The organism is Arthrobacter arnarulunnguaqae, from assembly GCF_051262515.1.
Taxonomy (GTDB): Bacteria; Actinomycetota; Actinomycetes; order Actinomycetales; family Micrococcaceae; genus Arthrobacter_N.
Genome location: NZ_JBIMER010000003.1, coordinates 40,958 through 67,253, shown reverse-complemented (window position 1 = coordinate 67,253; position 26,296 = coordinate 40,958). Strand labels below are relative to the sequence as shown.

Annotated in this window: 27 protein-coding genes, 1 other RNA gene and 1 pseudogene; 10 read left to right on the top strand and 19 right to left on the bottom strand. The window is 67.2% G+C overall.

Translation table 11 applies throughout. The features are described from left to right. Positions 1-94 precede the first annotated feature (94 nt). Genes ACHAAJ_RS04090 through crcB form a run of 6 tightly spaced genes read left to right on the top strand, consistent with a single transcriptional unit; the run spans position 95 to position 4,060 of the window. Entirely contained in the window at positions 95-1,036 is a 942-nt protein-coding gene (locus tag ACHAAJ_RS04090) for a metal ABC transporter substrate-binding protein (protein ID WP_435726652.1), read from the top strand. Then, positions 1,017-1,775, top strand: coding sequence for a metal ABC transporter ATP-binding protein (locus tag ACHAAJ_RS04085; RefSeq protein WP_435726651.1), 759 nt, complete (start codon positions 1,017-1,019; stop codon positions 1,773-1,775). Before ACHAAJ_RS04090 ends, ACHAAJ_RS04085 begins: the two co-directional genes overlap by 20 nt. Further along, positions 1,772-2,629, top strand: coding sequence for a metal ABC transporter permease (locus ACHAAJ_RS04080; RefSeq protein ID WP_435726650.1), 858 nt, complete (start codon positions 1,772-1,774; stop codon positions 2,627-2,629). The genes ACHAAJ_RS04085 and ACHAAJ_RS04080 overlap by 4 nt, the downstream gene beginning before the upstream one ends. Next, positions 2,626-3,246, top strand: coding sequence for a metal-dependent transcriptional regulator (locus tag ACHAAJ_RS04075; protein ID WP_435726649.1), 621 nt, complete (start codon positions 2,626-2,628; stop codon positions 3,244-3,246). Before ACHAAJ_RS04080 ends, ACHAAJ_RS04075 begins: the two co-directional genes overlap by 4 nt. Then, positions 3,243-3,668: a fluoride efflux transporter FluC gene (locus ACHAAJ_RS04070; RefSeq protein WP_435726648.1), complete on the top strand. Its 426-nt coding sequence runs from the start codon at positions 3,243-3,245 to the stop codon at positions 3,666-3,668. Before ACHAAJ_RS04075 ends, ACHAAJ_RS04070 begins: the two co-directional genes overlap by 4 nt. Then, positions 3,665-4,060: a fluoride efflux transporter CrcB gene (gene crcB, locus ACHAAJ_RS04065; protein ID WP_435726647.1), complete on the top strand. Its 396-nt coding sequence runs from the start codon at positions 3,665-3,667 to the stop codon at positions 4,058-4,060. Before ACHAAJ_RS04070 ends, crcB begins: the two co-directional genes overlap by 4 nt. A gap of 51 nt (positions 4,061-4,111) precedes the next feature. Here the strand turns inward: crcB and ACHAAJ_RS04060 are convergent, their stop codons facing one another. The 17 genes from ACHAAJ_RS04060 to ACHAAJ_RS03980 all read right to left on the bottom strand — a co-directional run bounded on the left by ACHAAJ_RS04060 (position 4,112) and on the right by ACHAAJ_RS03980 (position 17,594). After that, a complete protein-coding gene (locus ACHAAJ_RS04060; RefSeq protein WP_435726646.1) occupies positions 4,112-4,552 on the bottom strand; it encodes a YrdB family protein in 441 nt (146 codons plus the stop codon). A gap of 456 nt (positions 4,553-5,008) precedes the next feature. Further along, positions 5,009-5,396, bottom strand: a transfer-messenger RNA (tmRNA) gene (gene ssrA, locus ACHAAJ_RS04055). Between the two features lie 120 nt (positions 5,397-5,516). After that, the gene (gene smpB / locus ACHAAJ_RS04050) at positions 5,517-5,993 is read right to left on the bottom strand and encodes an SsrA-binding protein SmpB (RefSeq protein ID WP_435726645.1); all 477 of its coding nucleotides are present in this window, start codon (positions 5,991-5,993) and stop codon (positions 5,517-5,519) included. Positions 5,994-6,052: 59 nt separating this feature from the next. Further along, positions 6,053-7,582, bottom strand: coding sequence for a peptidoglycan DD-metalloendopeptidase family protein (locus ACHAAJ_RS04045; RefSeq protein ID WP_435726644.1), 1,530 nt, complete (start codon positions 7,580-7,582; stop codon positions 6,053-6,055). 92 nt (positions 7,583-7,674) lie between these two features. Then, positions 7,675-8,589, bottom strand: coding sequence for a permease-like cell division protein FtsX (ftsX, locus tag ACHAAJ_RS04040; protein ID WP_435726643.1), 915 nt, complete (start codon positions 8,587-8,589; stop codon positions 7,675-7,677). Continuing rightward, entirely contained in the window at positions 8,586-9,368 is a 783-nt protein-coding gene (gene ftsE, locus ACHAAJ_RS04035; RefSeq protein WP_435726642.1) for a cell division ATP-binding protein FtsE, read from the bottom strand. Before ftsE ends, ftsX begins: the two co-directional genes overlap by 4 nt. Before the next feature lie 178 nt (positions 9,369-9,546). Further along, positions 9,547-10,206: a CoA transferase subunit B gene (locus ACHAAJ_RS04030; RefSeq protein WP_435726641.1), complete on the bottom strand. Its 660-nt coding sequence runs from the start codon at positions 10,204-10,206 to the stop codon at positions 9,547-9,549. A gap of 2 nt (positions 10,207-10,208) precedes the next feature. Next, complete coding sequence (locus ACHAAJ_RS04025) at positions 10,209-11,012, bottom strand: CoA transferase subunit A (protein ID WP_435726640.1); 804 nt, start codon at positions 11,010-11,012, stop codon at positions 10,209-10,211. 54 nt (positions 11,013-11,066) lie between these two features. Next, positions 11,067-11,516: an SDR family oxidoreductase gene (locus ACHAAJ_RS04020; protein ID WP_435726639.1), complete on the bottom strand. Its 450-nt coding sequence runs from the start codon at positions 11,514-11,516 to the stop codon at positions 11,067-11,069. A 267-nt stretch (positions 11,517-11,783) separates the two neighbouring features. Then, the gene (gene prfB / locus ACHAAJ_RS04015; RefSeq protein ID WP_435726638.1) at positions 11,784-12,905 is read right to left on the bottom strand and encodes a peptide chain release factor 2; all 1,122 of its coding nucleotides are present in this window, start codon (positions 12,903-12,905) and stop codon (positions 11,784-11,786) included. Between the two features lie 78 nt (positions 12,906-12,983). Beyond that, positions 12,984-13,430, bottom strand: coding sequence for a hypothetical protein (locus tag ACHAAJ_RS04010; protein ID WP_435726637.1), 447 nt, complete (start codon positions 13,428-13,430; stop codon positions 12,984-12,986). Continuing rightward, positions 13,427-13,858, bottom strand: coding sequence for a hypothetical protein (locus tag ACHAAJ_RS04005; RefSeq protein WP_435726636.1), 432 nt, complete (start codon positions 13,856-13,858; stop codon positions 13,427-13,429). The genes ACHAAJ_RS04010 and ACHAAJ_RS04005 overlap by 4 nt, the downstream gene beginning before the upstream one ends. After that, a complete protein-coding gene (locus ACHAAJ_RS04000; protein ID WP_435726635.1) occupies positions 13,851-14,198 on the bottom strand; it encodes a TadE family protein in 348 nt (115 codons plus the stop codon). The genes ACHAAJ_RS04005 and ACHAAJ_RS04000 overlap by 8 nt, the downstream gene beginning before the upstream one ends. A 76-nt stretch (positions 14,199-14,274) precedes the next feature. Continuing rightward, complete coding sequence (locus tag ACHAAJ_RS03995) at positions 14,275-14,511, bottom strand: hypothetical protein (protein ID WP_435726962.1); 237 nt, start codon at positions 14,509-14,511, stop codon at positions 14,275-14,277. A gap of 64 nt (positions 14,512-14,575) precedes the next feature. Further along, positions 14,576-15,517 (bottom strand): type II secretion system F family protein, encoded by a 942-nt coding sequence (locus tag ACHAAJ_RS03990; protein WP_435726634.1) that lies wholly within the window; start codon positions 15,515-15,517, stop codon positions 14,576-14,578. Further along, on the bottom strand, positions 15,514-16,371 hold the full coding sequence (locus ACHAAJ_RS03985; protein WP_435726633.1) for a type II secretion system F family protein: 858 nt from the start codon (positions 16,369-16,371) through the stop codon (positions 15,514-15,516). The genes ACHAAJ_RS03990 and ACHAAJ_RS03985 overlap by 4 nt, the downstream gene beginning before the upstream one ends. Beyond that, entirely contained in the window at positions 16,368-17,594 is a 1,227-nt protein-coding gene (locus ACHAAJ_RS03980) for a TadA family conjugal transfer-associated ATPase (RefSeq protein ID WP_435726632.1), read from the bottom strand. The genes ACHAAJ_RS03985 and ACHAAJ_RS03980 overlap by 4 nt, the downstream gene beginning before the upstream one ends. Positions 17,595-17,745: 151 nt before the next feature. On the opposite strand from ACHAAJ_RS03980, the pseudogene ACHAAJ_RS03975 reads away from it, so the two are divergent. Then, a pseudogene (locus tag ACHAAJ_RS03975) lies at positions 17,746-18,312 on the top strand (FHA domain-containing protein); the annotation flags it as partial. A gap of 105 nt (positions 18,313-18,417) precedes the next feature. After that, positions 18,418-21,666, top strand: coding sequence for an FtsK/SpoIIIE domain-containing protein (locus tag ACHAAJ_RS03970; protein WP_435726948.1), 3,249 nt, complete (start codon positions 18,418-18,420; stop codon positions 21,664-21,666). On the opposite strand, the gene ACHAAJ_RS03965 is transcribed toward ACHAAJ_RS03970, so the two are convergent. Beyond that, positions 21,663-22,079, bottom strand: coding sequence for a hypothetical protein (locus ACHAAJ_RS03965; protein ID WP_435726631.1), 417 nt, complete (start codon positions 22,077-22,079; stop codon positions 21,663-21,665). The two genes, ACHAAJ_RS03970 and ACHAAJ_RS03965, sit on opposite strands and share 4 nt — an antisense overlap. 260 nt (positions 22,080-22,339) lie before the next feature. On the opposite strand from ACHAAJ_RS03965, the gene ACHAAJ_RS03960 reads away from it, so the two are divergent. Next, positions 22,340-22,588: a WhiB family transcriptional regulator gene (locus ACHAAJ_RS03960; protein ID WP_435726630.1), complete on the top strand. Its 249-nt coding sequence runs from the start codon at positions 22,340-22,342 to the stop codon at positions 22,586-22,588. A 166-nt stretch (positions 22,589-22,754) separates the two neighbouring features. Further along, a complete protein-coding gene (gene pknB / locus ACHAAJ_RS03955; protein ID WP_435726629.1) occupies positions 22,755-24,821 on the top strand; it encodes a Stk1 family PASTA domain-containing Ser/Thr kinase in 2,067 nt (688 codons plus the stop codon). A gap of 48 nt (positions 24,822-24,869) precedes the next feature. Here the strand turns inward: pknB and ACHAAJ_RS03950 are convergent, their stop codons facing one another. Beyond that, positions 24,870-26,252 carry a class II 3-deoxy-7-phosphoheptulonate synthase gene (locus ACHAAJ_RS03950; RefSeq protein ID WP_435726628.1) on the bottom strand — a complete coding sequence of 461 codons (1,383 nt, stop codon included), beginning with the start codon at positions 26,250-26,252 and terminating at the stop codon, positions 24,870-24,872. Between the last annotated feature and the right edge of the window lie 44 nt (positions 26,253-26,296).

Below are 26,296 nucleotides of genomic sequence, written 5' to 3'. Positions count from 1 at the left end.
TCTGGCGTGCGGACGTTTTTCGTCCGAGTTGCGCCAAACACCCCTGAGTGCAATATTCAGCCATGGCTAAAAATCGTCACCGTCGCCTAGTTCCGTGCGTGTGAACCCCGAACAGGGCACGCCCCCGCGGCGCTGCGCCGCGGCACTGGCGTTAACCTGCGTCCTGGTGCTCGTTGCCTGTTCGGCGCCCGCCCCGGCGGAGACCGGAACCGAGAAGCCCGTGGTCCTGACCACGTTCAGCGTGTTGGCGGACCTGGTGCGCCAGGTCGGAGGCGACCGCGTGGAGGTCCTGTCCATCACGAAACCCGGCGCGGAGATCCACGGCTACGAACCCACCCCGTCCGATCTCGTGCGAATCCACGAGGCCGATTTGGTGCTGGACAACGGCCTCGGGCTGGAACGCTGGTTCGGCCGGTTCGTCCGCGACCTCGACGTTCCCCATGCGGTTCTGTCCGCCGGGGTGGACCCGGTGGACATCGCCACCGGCGCGTACTCGGGACGGCCCAACCCGCATGCCTGGATGTCCCCCGTGCAGGCACGGACCTACGTCGACAACGCCGAAAAGGCGCTGGCCCGGCTGAGCCCCGAGGACGCCGACTACTTCGCCCGCCGCGCCGACGCGTTCCGCGGCGAGCTCAGGGACCTCGAGCGCCGCACGCGCGCAGGCGTCGCCAACAACCCGCACGCCGCCCTCGTCACGTGCGAGGGCGCGTTCTCCTATTTGGCCCGCGACCTCGGCCTGGAGGAGCACTTCCTGTGGCCGGTCAACTCGGACGCCGAGGGGACGCCCCGCCAGATCCGCGAGCAGATTGAATTCGTGAAGGACAAGGACGTTCCGGCGGTCTTCTGCGAATCCACGATCAACCCGGCGGCACAGGAACGAGTCGCCCAAGAGGCGGGCGTTTCCCTGCGCGGACTCCTGTACGTCGATTCGCTTTCCGGCCCCGAGGGGCCGGTCCCCACGTTCCTGGAGCTGCTGAACCACGATCTGGACCTGATCCTGGAAGGACTCGACCATGCCCCTGCCAACGGCTGAACCCCCGGAGGCGGCCATCCACGTGGCCGGACTCGGCGTCAAATACGGGAGCACCCGCGCCTTGGAGGGAGTCGACTTCAGCCTCCCGGCCGGAGAGCTGTGCGGTCTGGTGGGCGTCAACGGGAGCGGAAAGTCGACACTGTTCAAGGCACTCATGGGCCTGGTCTCCCCCTCGAACGGAACGGTCCGGCTCTTCGGCCTCGCACCGGCCCGTGCCCGCAAGGAAGGTCGCATCTCCTACGTCCCGCAGGCGGAAGCGGTCGACTGGACCTTTCCGGTCAGCGTCCGGGACGTCGTCATGATGGGACGCTACGGATACATGGGGCGCTCGCGCAGGCCCTCCGCCGTCGACCGGGACGCAGTCGACGAAGCGCTGGAGCGCGTGGACCTGGCAGGTTCGGGCGGCCGCCAGATCGGCGAACTGTCCGGCGGACAGCGCAAGCGTGCCTTCGTCGCCCGCGGCATCGCGCAGGACGCGGACCTCATGCTGCTCGACGAACCGTTCGCCGGCGTCGACGTCGGTTCGGAACGCCTGATCAGCGCCCAGCTGGAGATATTGCGCGGAGCCGGCCGAACCATCCTCATGTCCACCCACGACCTGGCCGGAGTCCCCAAATTGTGCACCCACGCCCTTCTACTGCACCGTAGGGTCCTCGCCAGCGGCCTACCGGACGACGTCCTCACGGACGCCAACCTCGCGCTCGCCTTCGGTTCCGACGGGCGCGAGGGCGAACAGTGAATCCGGTGGCATGGCTCGTCGAGCCGTTCGGCTACGGGTTCATGACGAATGCCTTGGCCGTCACCCTCGCCGCGGCGCTGGTGTGCTCGGTTTTGTCCTGCTGGCTGGTGCTCATGGGCTGGTCCCTGATGGGCGACGCCATCTCCCACGCGGTGCTGCCCGGGGTCGCCCTCTCCTATCTGGTGGGCGTGCCGTTCGTTGTCGGGGCGTTGGTCTTCGGGCTCGGCGCCGTCTATCTCATCGGCGGACTGCGGGCGACCACGAAACTGAAGTCGGACACCGCCACCGGCGTGGTGTTCACGGCCCTTTTCGCTCTCGGCCTCGCCATCATCTCCCGCACCCCCAGCCAGGTCGACCTCGGACACATCCTGTTCGGCAACGTACTCGGCACGGGGCCGGGCGAGCTCGCCCAGGTCCTCGTCCTCGGCGCGGTGACACTGGCCGTGGTCCTGTACCTGCGCAAGGACCTGACGCTGTTGGCCTTCGACCCCGTGCACGCGCACGCGATCGGCCTCAACGCCCGCGTTCTGAACGCCATCCTGCTGGGGCTGCTCGCCCTCACGGTCGTCACCAGCCTGCAGGCGCTGGGCATCATCCTGGTCGTGGCGATGTTGATCATTCCCGGGGCCACCGCGTTCCTGCTCACCCGCCGCTTCGGACGCATGCTCCTCATGGCTTCCACGCTGGGCGCGCTTTCCGCGGTGGCCGGCATCTACGCCAGCTACTACCTGGATCTGTCGACCGGAGCGTCCGTGGTCCTGGCGCAGGCGGCGATGTTCCTGATCGCCTATCTGTTCGCCCCGCGCACGGGGGTTCTGACGACGGCCCTGCGGCGCGATACTGTGTCCGGGTGACGCTCTCAAGCAACGAAGAGGACTACCTCAAGGCCGTCTACGGCCTGGGCGAGTGGGACAGGCACCCGGTCACCACCGGAGCCGTCGCCGCCAAGCTCGGGGTCTCCCCCGCCTCCGCGACGTCCATGGTGGCCAAGCTGGTCGGTCGGGGCCTGCTGGACCACCCGCCGTACGGCGCCGTGTCGCTCACACCGGAGGGACGGCGTTGCGCCCTGGCCGTCGTGAGGCGCCACCGGCTGATCGAAACGTTCCTCGTCGGTGAGCTCGGCTACGGCTGGGACGAGGTGCACGACGAGGCCGAGCTGCTGGAGCACACCGTCTCGGCACGGTTCATCGACCGGCTGGACGCGCGCCTCGGCCACCCCGCCAGCGACCCGCACGGGGACCCCATTCCCACGGCCGGTGGCGATCTCCGGCTTCCCGCCGCGGTGCGCCTGGATCAAGCGTCTTCCGGAAGCGCCGTCGTCGTTCGGGTCAGCGACGCCGACCCAGGCCTGCTGCGCGCCTGTGCGGCCGTCGGCATCGTCCCGGGCTCCCAGCTGGATCCGGAAAGCCATCCGTTGACCCCCGAACAGGCCAGCGGGGTCTGGATCGTCCCATCGGCCTCGCGCGCGTGAGGACCGCAGGGCTCACCCCTGGCATCGCGGGGGCCGTGGCCGGGGGTGGATTCGTCGGCACGTTGCTGCGGTACTCCCTGGCCGGGATCGCACCGGACGACTTGGGCTTCCCGTGGACCACGCTCGCCATCAACGTCGTCGGCTGCCTGGTCTTGGGGCTGCTGACGGCCGTCTGGTTGGCGGGTGGCCCGGGCTCGCGTTCCGCGGCGCTGCGCGCGGCCGTCGGTCCGGGTCTGCTCGGGTCGTTCACGACCTTTTCCGCGGTGGCCGTCCACCTGGCTGCCGGCGCTCGGTACGGCGTCGCTCCGTCGCCGGGACAGGCCGCGGCCTACCTTGCGGCCTCGCTCGTCCTCGGTCTGGCGGCGGCCGGCGGCGGACTCTGGCTGGGCGGCGTGCTCGCCCGACGCAGGGGGAACGGATGACTGCGCTGGTCCTCGGGCTTTGCGTGGGTCTCGCGGGGGCCGCCGGCTCTGTCTTGCGCGTCTGGCTCGACACGCTGGTCACCAGGTATGTCCCGGTCTCCGCCGGGCACGACCACCCATGGCCGGCCGGCACGCTGGCGGCGAATATCCTGGGGTCCTTCGCGATGGGTCTGCTCGCCGGATTCGCGGAAGGTTCGGGCTGGAGTCCGGAGGTTCAGGCCATCCTGTCCGTCGGCCTCTGCGGCGGGCTGACAACGTTCAGCACGTTCGGCGTAGCCACCGTGCGGCTGTGGCAGGCGGAACGGCACGGAGCCGCCGTGGGAAATGCTTGCGCCAATGTGTTGCTGGGGGTTGCCGCGGCCACGGCCGGCCTCTGGCTGGGAGTCCGCTAGCCGCACGAACGGGACCGGTGGCTGCTGGCTATCGCACACGGTAGTGGTGGGTTACCGCGCGGTCCGGCGGCCCGCCGACCGCCTCGCCGGCTGACCGCGCCGCCGTTCGGATGCGGGCCGGGCTTCCGCGGCTCCGTGGGAGCGGTGCCGCCAGGCCAGGAACGCGCTCATGCCGGTCAGGACGAGCATCACGAGGCCTAGTCCTGTCCGCTCGATCCCGAACAGGAGTCCGCTTCCCAGTAGGAACAGGCCGTGGGCCACCACCGGGTGGGCCGGCCAGGCGATGCGATAGGGGGCTGTGGGGGCCATGAACAGGCCCCAGAAAGCGATCAACGGGACTACGACCACCAGTATGGCGAACAGCGGAAACAGCGGCAGGACCTCGATGGCCCACAGACCCGAGGCACCCAGCAACGCGACTTCGAGCGCAAACGCCAGGGCGTCTGATGCACGCACCCGGCCGCCGTTGCCCTCGGGTTCCCTGCTCCCCATGTCCATATGCGGTCCCTCCGTCTTGGCCGCCGCGACCCACCCGAGGGGCTCCCGAACGTGCGCGTGATGATGTCCGGGACCATTCTATGCGCGGTGGCACCCGGCGTTGGCACCCCAAAGATGCGGCGGACGCCCATAAACCGGCATGCGGGTGGCTCCGTCATGGCTTGTGAATCGGCGTTTACCGTTGGGTAACCCGGATGCAGGAAACCGGAAACTTACATGGTAAGTTAAATGTGTTCCGGCAGCGTCCCCCAAGAGTTGCCGGACACGCTTCGCCACCCATGGTCGCGAAGCAATCCAGTGCTGCAGCACTTCTTGAGAGCGTCCCCGCCACATAGGCAGGCGGGGACGCTTTCTCGTGCTTGTTGCGCGGCAGCCGATTTGGGACGCCACGCCGGCGTAGGGGCAACGCCAAAAAAGGCCCCGGAAACGCATCGTTTCCGGGGCCCGATTCTGTGGAGATGGGGGGAATTGAACCCCCGTCCGATGTGGTGTTGCCAGGTCTTCTCCGGGCGCAGTTTGCTGTGGACTTTCTCTGCCCCATCAGCCGTCGCGCAAACAAGCGGCTGGACCCTTGCGGGCCGTCCTGGGCACAGTCACCTAAGTTATGCCAAGCACCCCGGTGACGAGGATACCTGGCAGTGGCTATCTAAATGACGCCAGTATCAGGAGCGATAGCAAATCCTGGCTGACGGACTGTCTGGCTGCTTAGGCAGCGAGAGCGAAGTCAGTGCGCTTAGAGTCGGCACTTATTGTTTTGCAGAGAGCGTTTGCGAGATAACCCTGCATCCTCGGCCCGCTTCCCCTGTCGCGACTCACATCGTCGAAACCGATCATCCCCGTATTTTGTTGTCAACGGCGGGTTTCCCCGCCCAACTCCCGGAACTCTCGCTCCGGACTTCTAGTGTAACCCCGACCGCCGTCGATTCATTCCCCACGGATCCGGCCATTCCCGCCGGGCCTAGGCGGAGCGGCGGTTCCGCTCGCGCATGGCGCGCAGCGCCTCCCGGTTGTCCTGCTTTTCCCGAAGCGTGTGCCGCTTGTCGAACTCTCGTTTCCCCTTGCCGACGCCGATCTCCAGTTTGGCGCGCCCGTCCTTGAAATACAGCTGCAAGGGAACGATGGTGAACCCGGACTCCTGGATTTTCCGGCCGATCTTCGTCAGCTCCTCGCGGTGCAGAAGCAGCTTGCGGCGTCGCCGCGCCGTATGGTTGGTCCACGAACCGTTCAGGTACTCCGGAATGTAGACGGCCTCGATGAAGAGCTCGTCGCGGTAGAACTGCCCAAACCCGTCGACAAGCGATGCCTTGCCTTCGCGCAGCGACTTCACCTCCGTGCCGCTCAGGACCATCCCGGCCTCGAAGGTGTCGGTGATGTTGTAGTCGTGGTGGGCCTTGCGGTTGGTCGCAACGACCTTGCGTCCGGTTTCCTTGGGCACGGCGACCTCCTCTGGCAACGGTGATTGGTTCCGCCCAATGGCGGAAGATCAATCCTACGCTACAGCAGGCCCATGGGGTTGACTGCGCTGCCGTCCAGAATGGTTTCGAAGTGCAGGTGGCAGCCGGTCGAGTTGCCCGTCGTCCCCACGTAGCCGATGACCTGGCCTTTGCTGACGTTCTGCCCGGCGGACACCGTGTAGTAGGACATGTGATGGTAGTTGGTGGCCAAGGCGTGGCCGTTGACCACCCCGTGGCTGACGGTGACCTTGTTCCCGGAGCTCCCGGAACGCTGCGCGTACCAGACCTCTCCGGAGGCGGCGGCGTGGATGGGTGCCCCACAGGCGCCACCGAAGCCCCAGTCAACGCCGGCGTGGACGTAGCCGCCCATGCCTCCGTAATCGACCGTTCCGGCCGGCGTCGGACGCCATCCGAAGCCCGAGGTGATGTAGCCTCCGGACGCTGGGATCCGCAGGCCCCATGCGCTACTGGAGGTGCCCGAGGACGACGAACCCGACGAGGATGAGCTCGACGACGACGCAGCGTTTCGGGCATCGCGCGCCTGGCGCGCCTTGCGGGCGGACGCCGTGGCCGCGGCATCCGCGGCCGCCTGCTTGGCTGCCGCGTCCCGCGCATTCGCCCGACGGGCCTCGGCGGCCTCGGCCGCACGCTCTCGGGCCTCGGCCGCACGTTCGCGCGCTAGCGCGGCCTGCTTTCGGGCCTCGGCTTCCGCGGCCTTCTTGCGTGCGGCGGCGGCGGCCTCTTCTCGCTTCTTCTTCTCCGCGGCCTCACGGATCAGTCGCTCTTGACGTTCCTTGATATCCGAAAGCACGGAGGCGTGTTCGGCCTCCTGGGCCTGGATCTGCGCCTTGATCTGTGGACGCTTTTCGGTCAGCTCCGCACTGAGCGCCTCGGCCTTCCCGATCAGCCCATCGACCTTGCGCTTGCTGGCCTCCGCCTCTTCGCGGGCGCCCTGTTCGCGGACCAGCGCGGCATCGGCCTTGACCTTCAACCCGCGGATCTCTTCCTCGACGGCAGCGAGGCGCGCCTGGGAATTGCGGTCTGTCGCGTGCTGCTGGCTCAGTTCGTCCAGCACGGCATTCTGGCTGCGCAGCGCCTGGTCCGCAAGATCCATCCCGGTTGCCAGGTTTCCGTCCGCGCCCGCGTCCATCATCAGGCTGAGGTTGCTTGAGACCCCGCCGCGCTTGTAGGCCTGCGTGGCGATCTGTCCGATCAGCTTTCGGGTGTCCTCCAGCTTCGCGGCGTCGTTTTCTATCTGGCGGGCGATCTCGTCCCGCGTCTCCTGGGCCACCTGGACGCGCTGGGACAGTGCGTTGACCTCGTCCGTGGCGGACTGCACCCGTCCCTGCGCGTCGGAGAGGGCCTGCTGGGCCGCCGGCAGCTGCGCCTGGTAGCCCTTCAGCTCGCGGGCAACCTTCTGGATGTCCTCATTGAGGAACTCGAGGTCGGTCTCAAGCCCGTCGATGCTGTTTTCGATGTCGCGCTTCTGGTCGTTGAGCTCGTCGGCGTGCGCCCCCGTGGCAAGGGAAAGGACCAACACGGCCGCCAGGGCACCGCTCAGGGCGGTCATGGGCATAGTGCACCGGGGGCGATCCGCCAAGGGGCGTCCTTTCGTTACCTACCTCCACGGGGGAGCGGAGGCCTATTAAAACAGGGAGCGAACTAGACCTTAAGGTAGCGCCTTAAGGTTAGCATCGACGATACACCAGCGAGTACCGCGCCTAACACCAGCAACACGGGTGTCACCAGCAACACCTCACCGGTGGAAATGAACGCCGTGTCAGGATATTCGTTGGCCAGCCTCCCGTCGATGAGGAAGTGTGCCACGGCCCACAGCGATCCCGAGGCAAGGACCGCCCCGATCAACGCGGCGATAACACCCTCCAGCACGAAGGGCAGTTGGATCACCAGCTTGGATGCGCCGACCAGGCGCATGATCCCGGTTTCCCGTCGACGGCTGAAGGCCGAAAGGCGGATGGTCGTCGCGATCAGCAACACCGCGCAGACAATCATGACGCCCGCGATCCCCACGGCGACAAGGGACGCGATGTTCATGATCGAAAAGATCCTCTCGAGGAGCTCGCGCTGGTCCACCACGACGTCCACGCCCTCCATCGATGAGAAGAGTTCGTTGATGACCTCGTACTTCTCCGGGTCCACCAGGCGCACGCGGAAGGATTCGGGCAGCTGGTCCGCCGTCACCGAGTCGACGATGGGCGAGTTCCTGAACTGGTCCTGGAAGTGGCCCAAGGCCCGTTCCCTGGACTCGTATTCGTAGCTTTCGATGTAGGGCGTGACGGCGGCGGAATCCATCATGGCCTTGATGTCGTCGCGCTGCGCATCGGTGACGGCCCCGTCCGCGCAGGTCTGCGTTCCGTAGTTCTCACCGCAGAGGAAGACGGCCACCTGGACCTTGTCGTACCAGAAGCCCTTCATCTGGTTGATCTGCAGCTGCAACAGGGCGGCGCCCCCGACGAACGTCAGCGAAATGAACGTCACGAGGACGACGGAGACGACCATGGACAGGTTGCGGCGCAGGCCGGAGCCGATCTCCCCGAGGATGAATGCAAGTCTCATGCGTCGGAATCCTCCGGGTCGAAGGGGGCGATCGCCTGGTCGTTGGGGTCCGCGATGCGGAGCTCGCGGGAACCGTCGGACTTGACCACGGGAATCATGGCCGTGTACTCGCCGACGGCCTCGTCGCGTACGATCCGTCCATCGGAGAGTTCGATGACCCGGCGCCGCATGGAGTTGACGATGTCGTCGTCGTGCGTTGCCATGACCACCGTCGTGCCGTTCTGGTTGACGCGGTCCAGGACGTTCATGATCCCCACGCTTGTCGCGGGGTCGAGGTTGCCCGTGGGCTCGTCCGCCAGGAGGATCCCGGGCCGGTTGACGATCGCGCGGGCGATTGCGACGCGCTGCTGCTCCCCGCCGGAGAGTTCGTGGGGCATGCGCTTTTCCTTGCCCTCCAGGCCCACGGTCCTCAGGACCTCGGGGACGGTCTCGCGGATCATCGCACGGCTCTTGCCGATCACCTGCATGGCGAAGGCGACGTTGCCGAACACGTCCTTGTTCGGCAGGAGGCGGAAGTCCTGGAACACGACGCCGATGCCCCGCCGCAGGCGCGGGACTCGCCAGGAGGGGATGCGCGCGACGTTCTTCCCGGCGACGTGCACGGAACCACGCGAGGACGTGTCCTCGCGGAGAATCAGCCGGATAAACGTCGATTTGCCGGAGCCGGAGGCGCCGACCAGGAAGGCGAAGTCGCCACGGTTAATCTCGATGTCTATGTCGTCCAATGCCGGACGCGACGTCTGGTCGTAGACCTTCGTGACGTGCTCAAATCTGATCATGTCGGTTCTGCCCACACGGACCACCGGTTCAACGGCCATGGATGCGGGGCTTTTGCTGGGGGAAGTTGCGGCACCGGCACTAGCACTCTAATGCCGGCCGCCGCCCCGGACGCGGACGCCCGCGATGCAGCGGTGTGTCGCCCCCCGCACGCGCCGCTCCCCCGGTGCCCGGGAACGCCTACGCTTCGACGGTTCCGACCTCGCCGTCGGGCATGCGCAGCTCCGGTTCCGTCGCCGCCCGCACCTCCTCGACGCTGATCCCGGGCGCGGTTTCGACCAGCACCAGTCCCTCCGGCGTCACGTCGATGACCGCGAGGTCCGTGATGATGCGGTGGACCACGGCCCTTCCCGTCAACGGAAGGGAGCATTCGTTCACGATTTTCGGCGTCCCGTCCTTGGCCGTGTGCTCCATCAGCACAATCAGCCGCCTGGCCCCGTGGACCAGGTCCATCGCGCCGCCCGGCCCCTTGACCATCTTCCCGGGGATCATCCAGTTCGCCAGGTCGCCGGCCGCGGAAACCTGCATGGCGCCGAGGATGGCCGCGTCGATCTTTCCGCCGCGGATCATGGCGAAGCTCGTGGCGGAGTCGAAGAACGATGCCCCGGGGTTGACCGTCACGGTCTCCTTGCCCGCATTGATCAGATCCGGATCCACATTCTCCTCGGTGGGGTACGGGCCGACGCCGAGGATGCCGTTCTCGGATTGGAGGACCACCGTTCGGTCCGCGGGAACGTAGTTGGGCACGAGGGTCGGAAGGCCGATGCCCAGGTTCACGTAGTCCCCGTCGCCGAGCTCCTGCGCGGCGCGGGCCGCCATCTGCTCACGACTCAATCCCATGGTCAGGCCCCCTTCCCGTTGGCGTCGCCGCCGGACGAGGTCGGCGCGACCGTGCGTTTCTCGATGCGCTTTTCGATGTCCGGCCCGACCTCCACGATGCGGTGGACGAACACCCCCGGCAGGTGGACCTGGTCGGGATCGAGCTCCCCGGGCTCCACGAGTTCCTCGACCTGGGCGATGCAGACGCGTCCCGCCATCGCGGCGGGCGGCGAGAACTGCCGGGCCGCCTTGTTGAACACCAGATTCCCGTGGCGGTCCCCTCGCAGGGCGTGGACCAGCGCGTAGTCGGTCGCGATGGCCTCCTCCAGCACGTATTCGCCCGGCACTCCGCCGGGGGCGAACGCACGCACCTCCTTGGGCTCCGACGCCTGCGCGACGTTGCCGTCGGCGTCGTACCGTTGCGGCAGGCCACCCTCGGCGACCTGCGTCCCGACCCCGGCCCGGGTGAAGAACGCCGCGATGCCCGAGCCGCCGGCGCGGAGCTTTTCGGCCAGCGTGCCCTGCGGCGTGAGCTCCAGCTCCAGCTCGCCCGTCAGGTACCGGCGCGCGAACTCCTTGTTCTCCCCGACATAGGAGGACGTCATCTTCCGGATCCGTCCGGCGTCCAGCAACACCCCCAACCCCCAGCCGTCGACGCCGCAGTTGTTGGACACCACCGACAGGTCGCCGGCCCCCTGCTCCAGCAGGGCCTCTATCAGCTGGATCGGGTTGCCCGAGAGGCCGAATCCACCCACTGCCAGCGACGCGCCGTCGGGTATGTCCGCGACCGCCTCCGCCGCACTCGCGTACGCCTTGTCAATTGCCACGTCGGCGACCTCCTTCGCTAGCCGTCTGTTCCATGCCCGCGGACCGTGCCCAGGTCACCGCGCGGTCCATCCGCCGTCCATCGTGTAGGAGGCTCCGGTGACCATTCCGGCCCGCGGCGAGGCCATCCACGCCGCCAGGGAGGCCACCTCCTCCGGCTCGACGAGTCGCTTGACCGCGCTTTCGGTCAGCATCACCTTGGCCACGACCTCCGATTCGGCAATCCCGTGCGCCGCGGCCTGGTCCGAGATCTGGCGCTCGACCAGCGGCGGCGTGCGCACATAGGCCGGACTGATGCAGTTGCTGGTGACGCCGCGTTCGCCCCCCTCGAGGGCCGTGACCTTGGAAAGGCCCTCGAGCCCGTCGTCGCCGTTCAGGTCCGCCACCCTCACGGAGGCGCCGAGGCCCGCGAACTCCCGCACGCATGCTTCCCCGATTCCGCTGGCCCCGCCCGTGACCAACACGCGCCGTCCGGTCAATTCGCCGACGGTCCCTGCCTCGGTCATGGTCTCAACCTTGAGAGTGCGCGGGGACGCGGACCTTGGTGCTTTCTCGGGACGGACATCGCGATGGCACGCCTTTCGCTGCGGGCAGGCACGCACCGTTGGCGGAAACGTCCTCCGGGGGAACACGGCCTGAAAGGTGATCCAGGCTACGAAAAACGTATGGCGCCCATCACCACTTGTCAACGCGTCGTTCGTGCGCGCACATCAATGCCGACCCGGCGTGTTGGATGTCCGCTAATCGGGCGCCCGCGGGTTGGCCATGGGCGGTTAGGCGTCGGCGGCCGCGTTGCGGTTGTTGGCCCGCCAGCGGATGCCGGCGTCGATGAAGTCGTCGATCTCCCCGTCGAGCACGGCCGAGGTGTTGCCGACCTCGTGTTCCGTGCGAAGGTCCTTGACCATCTGGTAAGGGTTCAGGACATAGGAGCGCATTTGGTCCCCCCAGGACGCCTTCACGTCGCCGGCGAGCGCCTTCTTCTCGGCGTCCTGCTGTTCCTTCTGGACCAGCAACAGCCGCGACTGGAGGACGCGGAGCGCGGCGGCGCGGTTCTGGAGCTGGGACTTCTCGTTTTGCATCGAGACCACGATCCCCGTGGGGATGTGCGTCATGCGGACAGCGGAGTCCGTGGTGTTGACGGACTGCCCGCCCGGTCCCGAGGAACGGAACACGTCGACGCGGATCTCGTTGTCGGGGATCTCCACGGTGTCGGTCTGCTCGATGAGCGGGATGACCTCTACGGCCGCGAACGACGTCTGGCGGCGCCCCTGGTTGTCGAAGGGGCTGATGCGGACCAGGCGGTGGGTGCCTGCCTCGACCGAGAGCGTGCCGAAGGCGTAGGGGGCGTTGACCTCGAAGGTGGCGGACTTCAGTCCGGCCTCCTCGGCGTAGGACGTGTCCATGATGGTCGTCGGGTGGCCTTTGCGTTCGGCCCAGCGCAGGTACATGCGCATCAGCATCTCGGCGAAGTCGGCGGCGTCGACCCCGCCGGCGCCGGAGCGGATGGTGACCACGGCCGAGCGTTCGTCGTACTCTCCGGACAGCAGCGTGACGACCTCGAGGTCGGCGAGCGCCCTGTGCAGCGAGGGAAGTTCCTTTTCCGCCTCGGCGAGCGTGTCGGCGTCGTCTTCCTCCTCCGCCAGCTGGACCATGACCTCGAGGTCGTCGATGCGTTCGGCGAGCTTGTTGAGGCGCTCGAGCTCGGTCTGGCGGTGCGACAGCTTGGAGGTGATCTTCTGCGCCGATGCCGGGTCGTCCCACAGGTCCGGAACGCCCGCCTGTTCCGACAATTCGGCTATGTCTGCCCTGATGCGTTCGACGTCGGTGACGGCTTCGATCGAGGCGTAGGTGGTCCGGAGGGCGCGGATTTCCGCGGTGAAGTCAGTTGCAGCCATGGTGGCTCCAGCCTACGGCATCGGGTTGCCGGAGTCCCTTCCGTCGCGAACGAACCGGCTCCGCGCGGGACGGAGGGATTAGCGGGTCAGGATGGTCCGGGCGTTGCTCTCCACATGGATGGGGATGCCGGCCGGAACGAACCATCCCACGATCGGCGGGCGCACGGTCGCCCGCAGACGCACGTACGCCGTGGTTCCGTCACCCGTGGCCCCGGCGGCCACGATGCCCAGGCCGTCGAAGCGTGCGGCGGCACCGGTGTCCGAGAGGTATCCGGAGACGTCGGCACGGACGGCCCCGTCGATCAGCTCAAGCCCCACGCTGTTCCGTCCGGTTGCCGGAGACACCGAGAAGCTGTCGGCGGCCGCCGCGACGGCCCCATCCGCCACGCTCAGCAACCGCCGCGCCTCCGTGTTGACCAGTGTGGCGGCGAGTGTCGCGCTGACGGCAAGGAGGGCGATCACCACGTAACCGATGATCAGGATGATCGTCTGCCCCTCCTCGTGGGAGGCGTTGCGTAGCCTCATCCGAACCGGTCCACCCGGTGCGTTGACGTCGAAGAGGCGGAACCCACCCGGGCGTCCAAGCCCGGAGGCAGGAACGGGAGCGCCAGCTCCACCTTGACGCTCACCGTGACCGTGGTCCCTGACTGCAGGCATGGGCCGGAGCAGCTGTAGTTCAGCGAGGCCGCCCCGCCGTCGATCCCCATGTTCGCAACGGCACGTCCCGCGGCGTCGTTCGCTTTGGCCGCACCTTCCGATTCGGTCGCCGCGCCGACAAACACCTTGGCGGCATGGTCCGCCGCTCCGACCGCGGCATAGGACGCCGCCTGGAGTTGAGATGCGGTGATGACGAGATAGACGATCGGGATGAGCAGGAGCACACCGAGGAACACGAATTCCACGATCGCGGAGCCCCGTTCCCCCGCGGCAAGACCGGTCGACGTCTCATCCATACCGGACGGCCTCTCCGTGAACGCGAAGTTCGCCGGCGATCGGAAGGAACCCCATCAGCGGAAAACCCGTTGCGACCGTGACCCTCACGGCCGCGTTGCCGCCGATGGTCGTCGACTCGAACGAGACGCCATCCGCGAAGCGCGGACTCAGGCTCTGAGCAATGATGCCGCGCGTCCGTTCGGCTCCCTCGGCCGGGCTACGGTCCGCGAGCGTGCCGTACCTCGCCCCCGTTGCCGCCGCATCGAGCAACGTGTTCCTCACATGCAGAACCAGCGCCAGCTGAAGCACCGAGATGAAGACGGCGGTGAGGAGGGCGGTGACCATGACGAATTCGGCCACGGCCGAGCCCGATTGCCCTCCTGCGGGACAGACGGACGCAGGCGGTGCTGCGATTCGGGAAGGCACGGTTGCGGAATCAGCCGAGACCGGACACCCGATTGATGGCCTGGTTGAACAGTTCGCCGAGACGCGGTCCTGCAATGGCCAGGAGCGCCGCGACGAGAACGGCTGACATCAGGGTGATCATCACCCAGCCGGGAACGTCGCCGCGCTGATCCCTCCTGATGCCATGAACCGCGTCTTCCATACGGCCCAGGCACAGGAGTGAGGCCGTGACGGCTAGTGCTGCCAGTGCCTGTGTGTGCTTGTTCATGTCGTGCTCCCTCTTGGTTGATGTGACGAGTCGGTCCGGATGGGTGGAGGGGCGATTGTGTCGCCTAGTAGTTCATGTCGATCAGGGAAAGCCCGGGGTAGACCGCAAAGACGATGGTCAGCGGTAGGATCCCGAAGACGACGGGAACCATCATGCCGATTTCCTTCCGCCCTGCTGTTTCCATCAGCTCCCGTTTCGCCGCGTCCCGCACGTCCTGTGCCTGCGCACGGACCACCTGCGCCAGTGGTGTTCCGCGTTCCGATGCGACCACGATGGCGTCTACGAAGCGCGTCATGGCCACCAAATCGATGCGGTCGGCCATATTGCGCAGCGCGACGACGAGCGCGCTCCCCGCTCGGACCTCGGCGAGCGTCAACCGGAACTCGCCGGAGAGGTCTCCGCGCGACGTGCGGCCGATGCGTTCCAGCGCCCCCACCGTGCTTTCTCCTGCACCTATGGCCAACGCCATGAGGTCGGCGACTGCCGGGAATTGACCGAGAATCCGCCTGCCCCGTTTTTGCACCTGCTCCCCCAAGTACCAATCCCGCAGCACAAAGCCGCAGAGTGTGGAACCGAATAACAAAACCAGCGCGAGGAACCCATTGAAGTTCCCCCCGATGGCCGAGGCCACAATGAACAAACCGGCCAGAATGAGTGCGACCCCTGCCCATAGCAGTTGGGACGCTCTGAAGTCCGCGACGCTGAGGGACAGTCCCGCTTTCTTTAGTCGCCGTTCAAGGGCGTCGCCCAATGGGTTGAGACGGTTGATGCTTGCGATCACGTCATTGAGAACCGGTTCAAATATCCGGCCGAGGGGCCCAAAGGGCGAAAGGGACGTGGGAGCGCCAGCTCCCGGTCTCCGCGCTGCCACGCCGGGCCGCAGCTGCGGTGCTAACCTGTCGGCGAAGCTAAGCTGCCGCATGACCGGAAGCCGCACGAATGCCACCCACAAGCCGCAGCCGACGCCGATCCCCAGTGCCACCGACCAGGCGGTTGTCCCACTCACGCGATCACCCTTTCCTCTTGCGGCAGGGTTCCAATTCGCAACATGACCCTGTAGCAGACAACCGAGACGCCGAACCCGATCAGAAGAACCATGGCACCGGAGAATGTTGAGTAGGCCCTCACGGCTTCCGGCTGCGAGGAGAGCAGCAGCAGGATCACCCATGGTGCCGCAACGGCCAGGCGCGCCGCGTTCACGGTCCACGACTGCCGCGCTTCCAACTCCCCGCGTGTTCTGGCGCTCTCCCGGAGGAAGCTTCCGAGGGTGGACAACATTTCTCCCAGGTCCGACCCGCCAACCTCGCGCGTGATGCGCAGCGCGGCGATGATCTTATCTGCCACCGGATCCGCCAACCGACTCCGCAGGCGGTCGATTGAGTCGTCGAACCGTCCGGTAGCCCGGTAGTCGGCAGCGAAGTCCCGGAACGCCGGCCTGAGTTGCCCGGGCCCCTGCGTGCCGAGCTGCGCGAGCGCCTCGGGCAGGGAGAGCCCCGCCCGGATGGCCGAACGGAGGTGGTCGACGACGTCCGGCCACTGTTCCCGTAAGAGGGCGGAACGTTTGGCGGCCCTCCATTTCACCACCGACAGGGGCACGGCACATCCAAAAGCACCAAACACCAGTGCGATCACCGGCCCGCCGGTCGCCACCAGGACCACCACGAAAACGGTCACAGCGCAAATGGTGCTGGCGGAGACGAAGCCGCCGGGTCCCACCTTGTCCATCCCGGCACGAAGCAGAAGTTCCTCGAGGCGCCCCATGCTCTGCGTCCGCCGCTTCACGGCCCTCGGCTCCGTCCAGCAAGACCACCAGACGAGGAACATGCCCAGGCCCAGGCCCAATCCCAAGACTAGGCTCATGGCACAACCTCCGCTAGTCGCGCAATGTCCACGCCGGCCCGCACAAGCTTCTCGTGGGATAAGTCAGCCGAGGGGGCGAGGACGAGGCCGTCTCCGCTGCGCACAAAGAGATCCGTGGATTCAATGATGCCGTTCTCCACCCGTCGACCGAGCTTGAGGATTTCGGACACCTGCCGTTTGCCCGACGGTGACCGTTCGCAGTGCACGACAAGATCAATGCAGGACGCGACCGTCGGCAACACGAAATGCGACGAGATGTTCTCGCCGGCCAATAGGGGAAGCGTGCAGATCTTGGTGACGGCGTCCCGCGCGCTGTTGGCGTGGACGCTTGCCATGGCGGGCAGGCCGGCATTCATGGCTATCAACATGTCCAGAGCCTCGGCCTCGCGCACCTCGCCAACGACGATTCGGTCTGGTCGCATCCGCAGGGCTTCCTTCACGAGGCGCCGCATGTCAATTTCGCCGCCACCCTCAAGGTTCGGTTGGCGGCACTGTAGCGCCACCACGTCGCGCAGGGAAATCTTGAGTTCGAAGATCTCCTCCACCGTGATCACGCGCTCCCTGCTTCCGATGCCCGAGGTCAGGCAATTAAGCAGCGTGGTCTTGCCCGCCTGCGTCGCCCCGGACACCAGGATGTTCATGCCTGCGTAAACAGCAGTACCCAGATAGTCCGCCGCATGGCGCGTCAGGGAGCCGAGGTCCACGAGGTGGTCCAGCCTCGATGCCCGCGCAATGAATTTCCGGATATTCACGGACCAGTGGACCCGCGTGATGTCCGGGATGACCACGTGCAACCGAGAACCGTCGGGCAGCGCGGCGTCCACAAACGGCGACGAAAGGTCCAGTCGCCGGCCGGAGGTCTTCAACATCCGCTCAACAAGGATCCGAACCTGGGACTCGTCCAACCGTACGGACGTCAGTTCCGAACTACCGCCACGGGCGGCATAGACCTCAGTCGGTGAGTTGATCCAAATCTCCTCGACCGCGGGATCGTCAAGGAGCGGCTGCAACGGCCCGAAACCGGCCACCGCGTCGTACACGACCCGCGAAGCCTCTTCCAATTGGCCGAGCCGTGGAAGTACGCCCAGCGACGAACGTTCGTCGTAGTCCCGGACCGCTTCCTCGACGATCCGCCGCACATCGGACACAGCCCGGGCAGGGTCCAGTCCCCGCCGTCGAATGGTCTCCCTGACCTGCTCCTCAATGATGGCTATCCCGTCCATTGGTCCGCCTCCCCGGAATATTGGCGGTCCACGCGTTTGCGGTTCGTAGAACCGATGTATCTGCCTCGATCGAGGTTACCGATCGGTGGCGCGCATTCACAACTGGAGTCCCTTCAAGTGTGGATAACCAGAAAAGTTTCCACAACTTGTCATGTCCGGCCCGGCTCCCACGTTTAGCGGGCTAGTTTCATGGGCAGGACCGGGCGAAAGGCGGAACGTGAAACTGCATGTGAGCATTCTGGGTGTGGCTGCACCGGATAGCGGGCCCCGCCAGTACGACGTCGAGGGGCCCGCGGGCCTGCGGGGGTTCGCCTTGGCCGAGACGCTCCGCGCGGCGGGTCATGCCGACTTGTACGCCAGGGGAACTCCCCTAGCGGACGTCGAGGAACTCCCGGCGGAGGGACATCTGGTGCTTACGCCTTTCCCGCACCCGCCGGCGGCTCTAGGCGGACCGGCGCCGATGATCCTGGCGGCCGCAGAGGGACCCGATGCCGGACAAACCTTCCCCATTCCGCGCGGAACCTACTCGGTGGGGAGGGGTGCGTGCGCCATCCGCATTATGGATCCCGCTCTGTCACGGCACCATGCCGATCTCGTCGTGGACGCCACGTCGATCACGATTCGATGCACGGAGGGGAACTCTGCCGTCGACAACGGCCGAATCGTCCCCGAGTTGCGATTGTCGCACGGAGATCGCTTTGTGCTCGGGTCAACCACTTTTCTGCTGACAGCGGGCGGCCGCAAAGCCATGCTAAGGCCCGAGGCCTGGCCGCTATCGAAGCCCACGGTTGAACGCCCGCCACGGGGAGGCCGCCCATGGCTCATGCTGGTTGGAGCTGTCCTCCCGCTCGTTGTCGGAATCGGCTTGGTCGCGGCCACGGGCTCTTGGTACTTTCTAGCGTTCAGCGGGCTCGGACTCTTGACGGGCGGTATTCCAGCAATCGCCGAGCTGCGGTCCAGACGCCTGTACGCCCGGCGCTTGCGCGCGGCCGCGACCGTCTACCTGTCCAAGCTCGAACGCGCAGCGCCGTCGCCCGGCGACCTGGCACTGGCAGCCCCACCCCATTCCCACGGGTCCCCCGGAGACGGTGCCGTTATGGCGTCCCTGCCCGTGAGGTTGGGCCGCGGCGACGTGCGCCCCGACATCGTCCCCGGAGTAGTGGGCGACCCGGACGAGGTCGAAACCGTTCCCGATGGAAGCGTCATCGTCGAACTCCGTCCGGGTGACATCGGCGTCATCGAGGGACCGTCGACGGCGAGCGCCGGCGCGCTGCGGGCAGTGGTCGCCCAATTGGCGGTCCATGCCGCGCATCAGGATTGGGGGACCTGGATTCAGGGTCCGGCACCGGATCTACCCTCCGACCTCCGCCGTGTGCCCGGCGTCCGCATGCTCCACTCACCCACGCAGATCACGCGCCTGCGACGGGAGCGGCTGACACCTGCGGTCGTCATCCTAGCCTCGCCCGACGCAGATTGGCTCGATGCATGCTCGTCGGACTTAGGCGGGGCAGGTACGCCGGCTATGGTGTGCATGGATGACGGGAGCGCGGCCCCCGTGGCGCACTGGAGCTTATCCGTGGCGGAAAAACGCGTCTCCGAGGCATCGGGCAACCGACACGTCGCCGCGGATCGGATGCGCATCGAGACCCTGGCCGCTTTCGCAGCGCGGTTAGCAGACGCGAGCGTCGGGGAACCCGATAGCGCCGGACCTTCCATGGGCGACGTGATGCTGCCGAGCTCCGTTCCGTTCGCGCTCCCCCACCACGCGTGGGAAAAGTCTTCGGCCGAGGAACTGTGCACTGTCCTGGGCGTGGGGCGCCGAGGAGAGGTGGACTTCGATCTCGTTCGGGACGGCCCACATATGCTGATCGCCGGAACCACCGGATCCGGCAAGTCGGAGCTCGTCAAATCCCTCACCTTCGGGCTGGCTTGTAGGTACGCGCCCAAGGACCTGGCACTCATGCTGATCGATTTCAAGGGAGGGGCCACCCTCGGGGCGTTCCGGCACCTCCCGCACTGCCACGCCTTTGTCAGCGACCTGCACGTCGAGACGGCCGAGCGAACACTTGAGAGCCTGCGCACAGAGATTGCGCGCCGTGAGCGGCTCCTTGGCTCGGTCGGCGCTCCCGATTACCGTCAATACCGCGGTTTGGACGACCGTAGCGCCGAACCGATGCCGCGTCTGGTTGTCGTGGTCGACGAATTTCGTGTCCTCACCGACGAACTGCCGGACGCTCTGGGTGAACTCATGCGGATCGCAGCGGTCGGACGCTCATTGGGCATACATCTCGTGCTTGCCACACAGCGGCCACAGGGTGTCGTCTCGGCGGAGATGCGCGCCAACATCAACGCCGTCGTCTGCCTGCGGCTGATGAGTTCGTTCGACTCGAACGACCTGCTGGGGTCCTCCGCTGCCGCCGGCATCCCCAACGACCTGCCCGGCAGGGCCTACCTGCGATGCGGCGGTGGAGATCCAGTAGTCTTTCATGCGGTTTCCGTCGGTACTAAGGAGCGCGGTTGGACGGTCACACCGGTCGGGGCGACGCTCGGCGACTACGGGCCGGCACTGCACATCGACGCGCCCGATCAAGTCCCCGCAACCCCACTGGAAACCATGCGCGGCATCGTCGACGCCCGGGGATCGGGTTTCGCGGAGAGTCCCACTCCCCTGTTCTCCGATCCGCTTCCGGAACAGCTAACGCGCATTCCTCGACGGGTCCTGGTCTGTTGCCCGGACGCGGCCGTGCCGCTTGGTCTCCTGGATGACGTCAGACGGCAGCGACACGTGCCCCTCGCATGGCAACCCTCCATCCATCGGCGCCTCGCCATCGTGTCCGGCCCCGCCGGAGGCGCCGTGTCCGCGCTCCGCTCGTTGGTGCGCGGAGCCGCCCGGCGGCATCCGGAATGCCATATCTACCTGCTGGATGGTGCTTCTGCACTCACGGAGGCGACCAACGTCCCCCGTGTGGCGGGACATGTGGGTCCAGACGAGCCGGACCGCGCCCTGGAGCTGATGGGCATTCTGGAAGAACCGCCCCCCGCGGGGATCGCCGATCGGATACTGGTCGTCACGGGGTTGGCCGCGTGGCAGACGGCGATGGGCGCGGCGGTCTCCGGCCACTTCGACGACCGTCTGGCCGCTCTGGCACGCGACGCCGCCGCAAAACGGCTGTCCCTGGCGGTGATGGGTGATCGCGATCTGACCTCGTCGCGGTTCTTCGCGCTCGCCGAGTACCGCCTCTACTGTCCCTTCGGGCTCGGACAGGAGACAACACTCGGTTGGCCTCGGCTGCGGCGGGTTCGAGCCACGCCGGGACGGGCGGTGCTCTTGGGACCCGACATCCCACCGCCTGGAATGGCGCTGCAACTGCTCGACCCGGACCCCTCGAGTCCCGACGGCGACCTCCCTTCTCCCGCGATGGCGATGTCGCGCTCGATGCCGCTACCGATCCGGGTGTCGTGCCCCGCCGATCCCGGAACCGCCGGGTGTTGTCTCGCCGGCACACCGCGCGAAGGCCTCCACGGTCTGACGGGTCCAGACAACCGTCCCTGGGCTTGGGCACCCGGTTCGGTAGGGCTCGTCCTTGGCCGCCCCGGCAGCGGAAAAACGACGGCGTTGCGCCAGATTGCGTCCAGCGCGGCTTGCAAAGTCGCACTTCTCGGTTTCGCAGACGCAGGAAACCCGGAAGGGGCATCGGCGTGGGTCGACGACGGATCGTCCGGATCCGGCCCACCGGAGCTCGTGGTGGTCGACGACGCGACCGACCTAAGTGAAACGGACCGTCGCCGCGTCGAGGAGTGGCACTCCCGTGGGGCGCGGATCGTCATGGCCGCGGGGCCCTCGTCCCGGCTCTACTCTGCGTTGCCGCTGGCTGCGTTGGCCCGCGAGGCCGGCTCGGCACTGTTGCTCAACCCGCGTTCGACGGCCGACGCGGACTTCCTCGGCTGGCGCGTACGGCCCTTGGAACGCGACATCCCTGGCCGCGGCTTCGTGATGATTGACGGGAGTCCGCGGGCGGTGCAATGCGCAATGCCCACCGAAGCCCTCCCTCCGACCGACGGCGGTGGCTAACGGGTCCCGCGTTCGGCCCGATCCCCGAAGAAAGCGGTCGCGCGCGGGTCGAAGAGCAGGATGATGATGGCCGCGGCCGGCACCAACAGCGCCCATCCCAGCCAGGTCGTGGAGCCGCCCGTCAACGGCACCGCGAAGATCACCTGAAACACCTGCCAGACCAGCGCCGCCGCCCGCGTCCAGGGGCGGCCACGGAAGACGTTGACGGCCACCCAAACGAGTCCGGCGCCAGCCGCAAGAATCAGAACCAACATGAAGATGCGGCCTGTCATCGGCACGGGGCCCGATTGGCCGAACGCGCTGCCGAAGACGACCCCCGCCGCGAGCACCGCCAACGCCTCAATGGACAGCAGGGCCGCGACGACCGCGATCGACGGCGGTCTGGTCAACGCATTCCTCGGCTTATCCTTCACACCGAAAATCTACCCGAGCCCGGGCCGGCCAACCTCCCCGAGTACGGTGGGCCCATGCGCAACAACTGGACTTGTGACGAATACCTCAGGGCCAACAGGTGAATTCATAACTCATTGCCCTTGTTTACGTTTACGTAACATGAAAACCTTACTAGGCAGCGAAACGGGAAGCCCACACGCGTTCATCACGCTGCCAACGCCCTCGATTCCCTGGAATGCGGGCAACCATCAGACACCTACTTCAAGGAGCATCAACGAGCATGGATTGGCGTAGTCGCGCAGCCTGCCTGGACAAGGACCCCGAATTGTTCTTCCCCGTGGGGAACACCGGCCCGGCCCTGCTCCAGATCGAAGAGGCCAAGAGCGTCTGCCGTCGCTGCCCGGTGCTCGATACGTGCCTGCAGTGGGCCATCGAGTCCGGCCAGGATGCCGGCGTCTGGGGCGGCATGAGCGAAGACGAGCGCCGCGCACTCAAGCGCCGCGCCGCACGGGCGCGCCGCGCGAGCTAGCGGCGAACGGAATTTGCGGGCGGGGGCCGAATCCACGGATTCGGCCCCCGCCGCATTTAAGCGTGCGTCCCCCACGGGGGCCGCGGCCAGCGCGGGCCGGTAACCGCACTGGCGCACCGCCGCGTATGTCCGGCCCACCGCAACGCCGACTGGCTACCATCGAAGGATGACGGAACACGGGAGCGATCCCCTCATCGGGAGGACGGTCGACGGCCGCTACCGGGTCAACGACCGACTGGCCCGCGGCGGGATGTCCACCGTATACCTGGCGACGGACCTGCGCCTGCAGCGCGATGTGGCGGTCAAGGTCCTTTACCCCCACCTCGCCGAGGATCCCAGGTTCGTCCAGCGCTTCGAGGCCGAGGCGATCACCGCCGCCCGGCTCTCGCACCCCCACGTGGTGAGCGTGCTGGACCAGGGCGTCGACGGAAACATCGCCTATCTCGTCATGGAGTACGTGCGGGGACGAACGCTGCGCGACCTCCTAGGCGACGGAGGCAGGCTGTCGCCGCGCAGAGCGCTGGATCTGCTCGAAGATGTCCTCGAGGGGCTGTCCGCCGCCCACGTGGCCGGCCTGGTCCACCGCGACATGAAGCCCGAGAACGTCCTCCTGTCCCACGACGGACGCGTCAAGGTGGCCGACTTCGGCCTCGCCCGCGCCACAAGCAACCACACGGCCACCGGAACCCTGGTGGGCACGGTCGCCTACATCTCCCCCGAATTGGTCACCGGAGCTCCGTCCGACGCCCGCAGCGACATCTACGCCGTCGGGATCATGCTCTACGAACTGTTGACCGGTCGGCAGCCGTTCGAGGCGGCGCTCCCCATCAACGTGGCATTCCGCCACGTCAACGAGGTGGTTCCCCCGCCCTCGAATCTCCTCCCGGGACTCGCCGAGGACATCGACGAGATCGTCCAGTGGTGCACGGCCAAGGATCCGGAGGAACGGCCGCACGACGCCGAGGCCCTCCTGCTGGAGCTGCGGCACATCCGCGCCACCCTCACCGATGAACAACTCGATTTCGGCCCGCCGGTGCCCACCGCGGCGCCCGGGCGCCGCGACACCCCGCAAGGCACCCCCCTCGACACCGCCGGGCAACCGCACGGGGCCACCGAGGTCATCTCCGGAATCGAGGGCGCGACGTCGGTCATCCCGGCGGGGCGCAACGCCACGCGGGCGATGCCTCGCCGGGATCCCGCCCCGCCGGCGGCCGCCCCGTCCGTCCCCGGTGACGCCGGCCCCGCTCGGCCGCCGTCGGCCCGTCAGAACAAACGCGACGCCAAGGCCGCACGCAAGGAATGGAACCGTGCGGCCCAACGCCCGCTGGAGTCGCTCGAGTCCCCGGGCGCACGGCGCCGCGGATGGCTCCTCGCGGCCGCCGTGATGGTGCTGGCGGCCCTTCTGGCGACGGCGGGGTGGTTCTTTGGGATGGGACCCGGGGCAGCCGTCAACGTGCCGTCGCTACAGGGAAAGCCCGTCCAGAGCGCCGTCCAGGAACTGGCCGTGCTCGGCGTGGGCGCCACCCAACGCGAAGTGTTCGACGAGAAACGGGAACGGGGAGCGGTCGTCGCCTCCGAACCGGCCGCGGGGACCGAAATCAGAAAGTTCCAGGATGTGGAACTTCTAGTTTCCCGCGGGCCGGAGTTGTTCAACGTGCCCAACATCGTGGGCCGGGGCGCCGCCGATGCGCAATCCGTGATCGAGGAGGCCGCACTGTCCGCGGGCAAGGCCACGGTGACCCACAACGAGTCCGTGCCGGCCGGACGCGTGGTTTCCCAGGAACCGCAGCCCGACAAGCAGGTGCGCGGCACCACGAAGGTCTCCTACGTGGTCTCGCTAGGCCCAGCCCCCGTCGCCGTGCCCGACGTGGTCGGAAAACCGGCCGGGGAGGCCACGGAGATCCTGGAATCAGCCGGGCTGAAGGTGGAGAAGACCGAAGAGAAGTTCAACCGCGCCGTCCCCGCGGGGGCCGTCGTCTCACAGAGCCCGGGGAACGGCAAGCTCGACCGGGGATCCGCGGTCTCGCTGACGGTTTCCAAGGGTCCCCGCATGGTCGAGGTCCCGAACTTCGTCGGCAACCAGCTCGACCAGGCCCAGGCAGAGCTCGAGCGGCTCGGCTTCGAGGTCGTCGTGGAGACGCCGCTGGGCAACTTCTTCGGGACCGTCCGCTCGCAGGATCCGGAATCCGGGCGGGTGGAAGAGGGTTCGACGATCACACTCGTCGTGGTCTAGGCAGGGACGTCCCCGGCGGATATCGATCCGACGGGGACGTCCGGTGTGCTAGCTGCGCGGGCCGCGCTTGGACAACGCGCCGGCCACGAGGAACGCCATCTCCAGGGACTGGCGGTGGTTCAAGCGGGGGTCGCAGACCGACTCGTAGAGGTCGTCGAACTGGTCCTCGCGAATCGGATCGGCACCCCCGAGGCATTCGGCGACGTCGTCCCCGGTCATTTCCACGTGCAGGCCGCCCGGGAACGTGCCCAGCGAGTCGTGGACCTCGAAGAAGCCGCGGACCTCGTCCATGACGTCGTCGAAGTTCCGCGTCTTGTACCCGTTTTGGCTGGTCACGGTGTTGCCGTGCATCGGGTCGGTGACCCAGAGGACCTGGGCGCCCGAGGCGGTGACTCGTTCGACCAGGTTCGGCAGCTTCTCGCGGATGTTCTTGGCGCCCATGCGCGTGATGAACGTGAGCCGGCCGGGCTCGCGGTTCGGGTCCAGCTTGTCGATGAGGGCGAGGGCGTCGTCCGGGGAGGTGCTTGGGCCAAGCTTCACGCCGATCGGGTTGCGGACCCGGGACAGGAAGTCCACGTGCGCGCCGTCGAGTTGGCGGGTGCGTTCCCCGATCCAGAGGAAGTGGCCCGAGGTGTCGTAGGGCAGGCCCGTTCGGGAATCGATCCGGGTGAGCGCCCGCTCGTAGTCGAGCAGCAGCGCCTCGTGGCTGGCGAAGAACTCCGTGCGCTTCAGCGCCTCGAAATCGGCGCCGCACGCGGCCATGAATCGGACCGCGCGGTCGATCTCGGCGGCCAGCGACTCATAGGCGGCGTACGCCGGGTTGGCGCGGAACCCCTTGTTCCAGTTGTGGACCGAACGCAGGTCCGCGAATCCGCCCTGCGTGAAGGCGCGGATCAGGTTCAGCGTCGCCGCGGAGGTGTTGTACGCCTTGACCATGCGCTCGGGGTTGTGTGCGCGGGACTCTGCGGTGAAGTCGTATCCGTTGACGATCTCACCGCGGAACGCCGGCAGCGTCACGCCGTCGCGGGTTTCGTCGTTGGAGGAGCGCGGCTTCGCGAACTGGCCGGCCATGCGGCCCATCTTGACGACCGGCAGCGAGGCGCCGTACGTGAGGACAACGGCCATCTGCAGGATGGTCTTGACCCGGGCGCTGATCTTGTCCGCCGTCGCCCCGCCGAAGGTCTCGGCGCAGTCGCCGCCCTGCAACAGGAACGCCCGTCCCTGCGCCGCCTCGGAAAGGCGCTCCCGCAGGACGTCCACCTCGCCTGCGAAGACCAGCGGCGGCAGGCTGGAGAGCTCGGAGACGGCCCGGGCATGCGCTTCGGTGCCGTGCCAACTGGGCTGCTGCTGGATGGGCAGCGAACGCCACGCGTCGAGGTCGGGGACGCTGCCGGCGGCGGACGGGGAACTGGAGGAGGTTACGTCGATCACCCCTCAAGGTTAGCCCCCGCCACCGCCCGGCGACATTCGCGCGT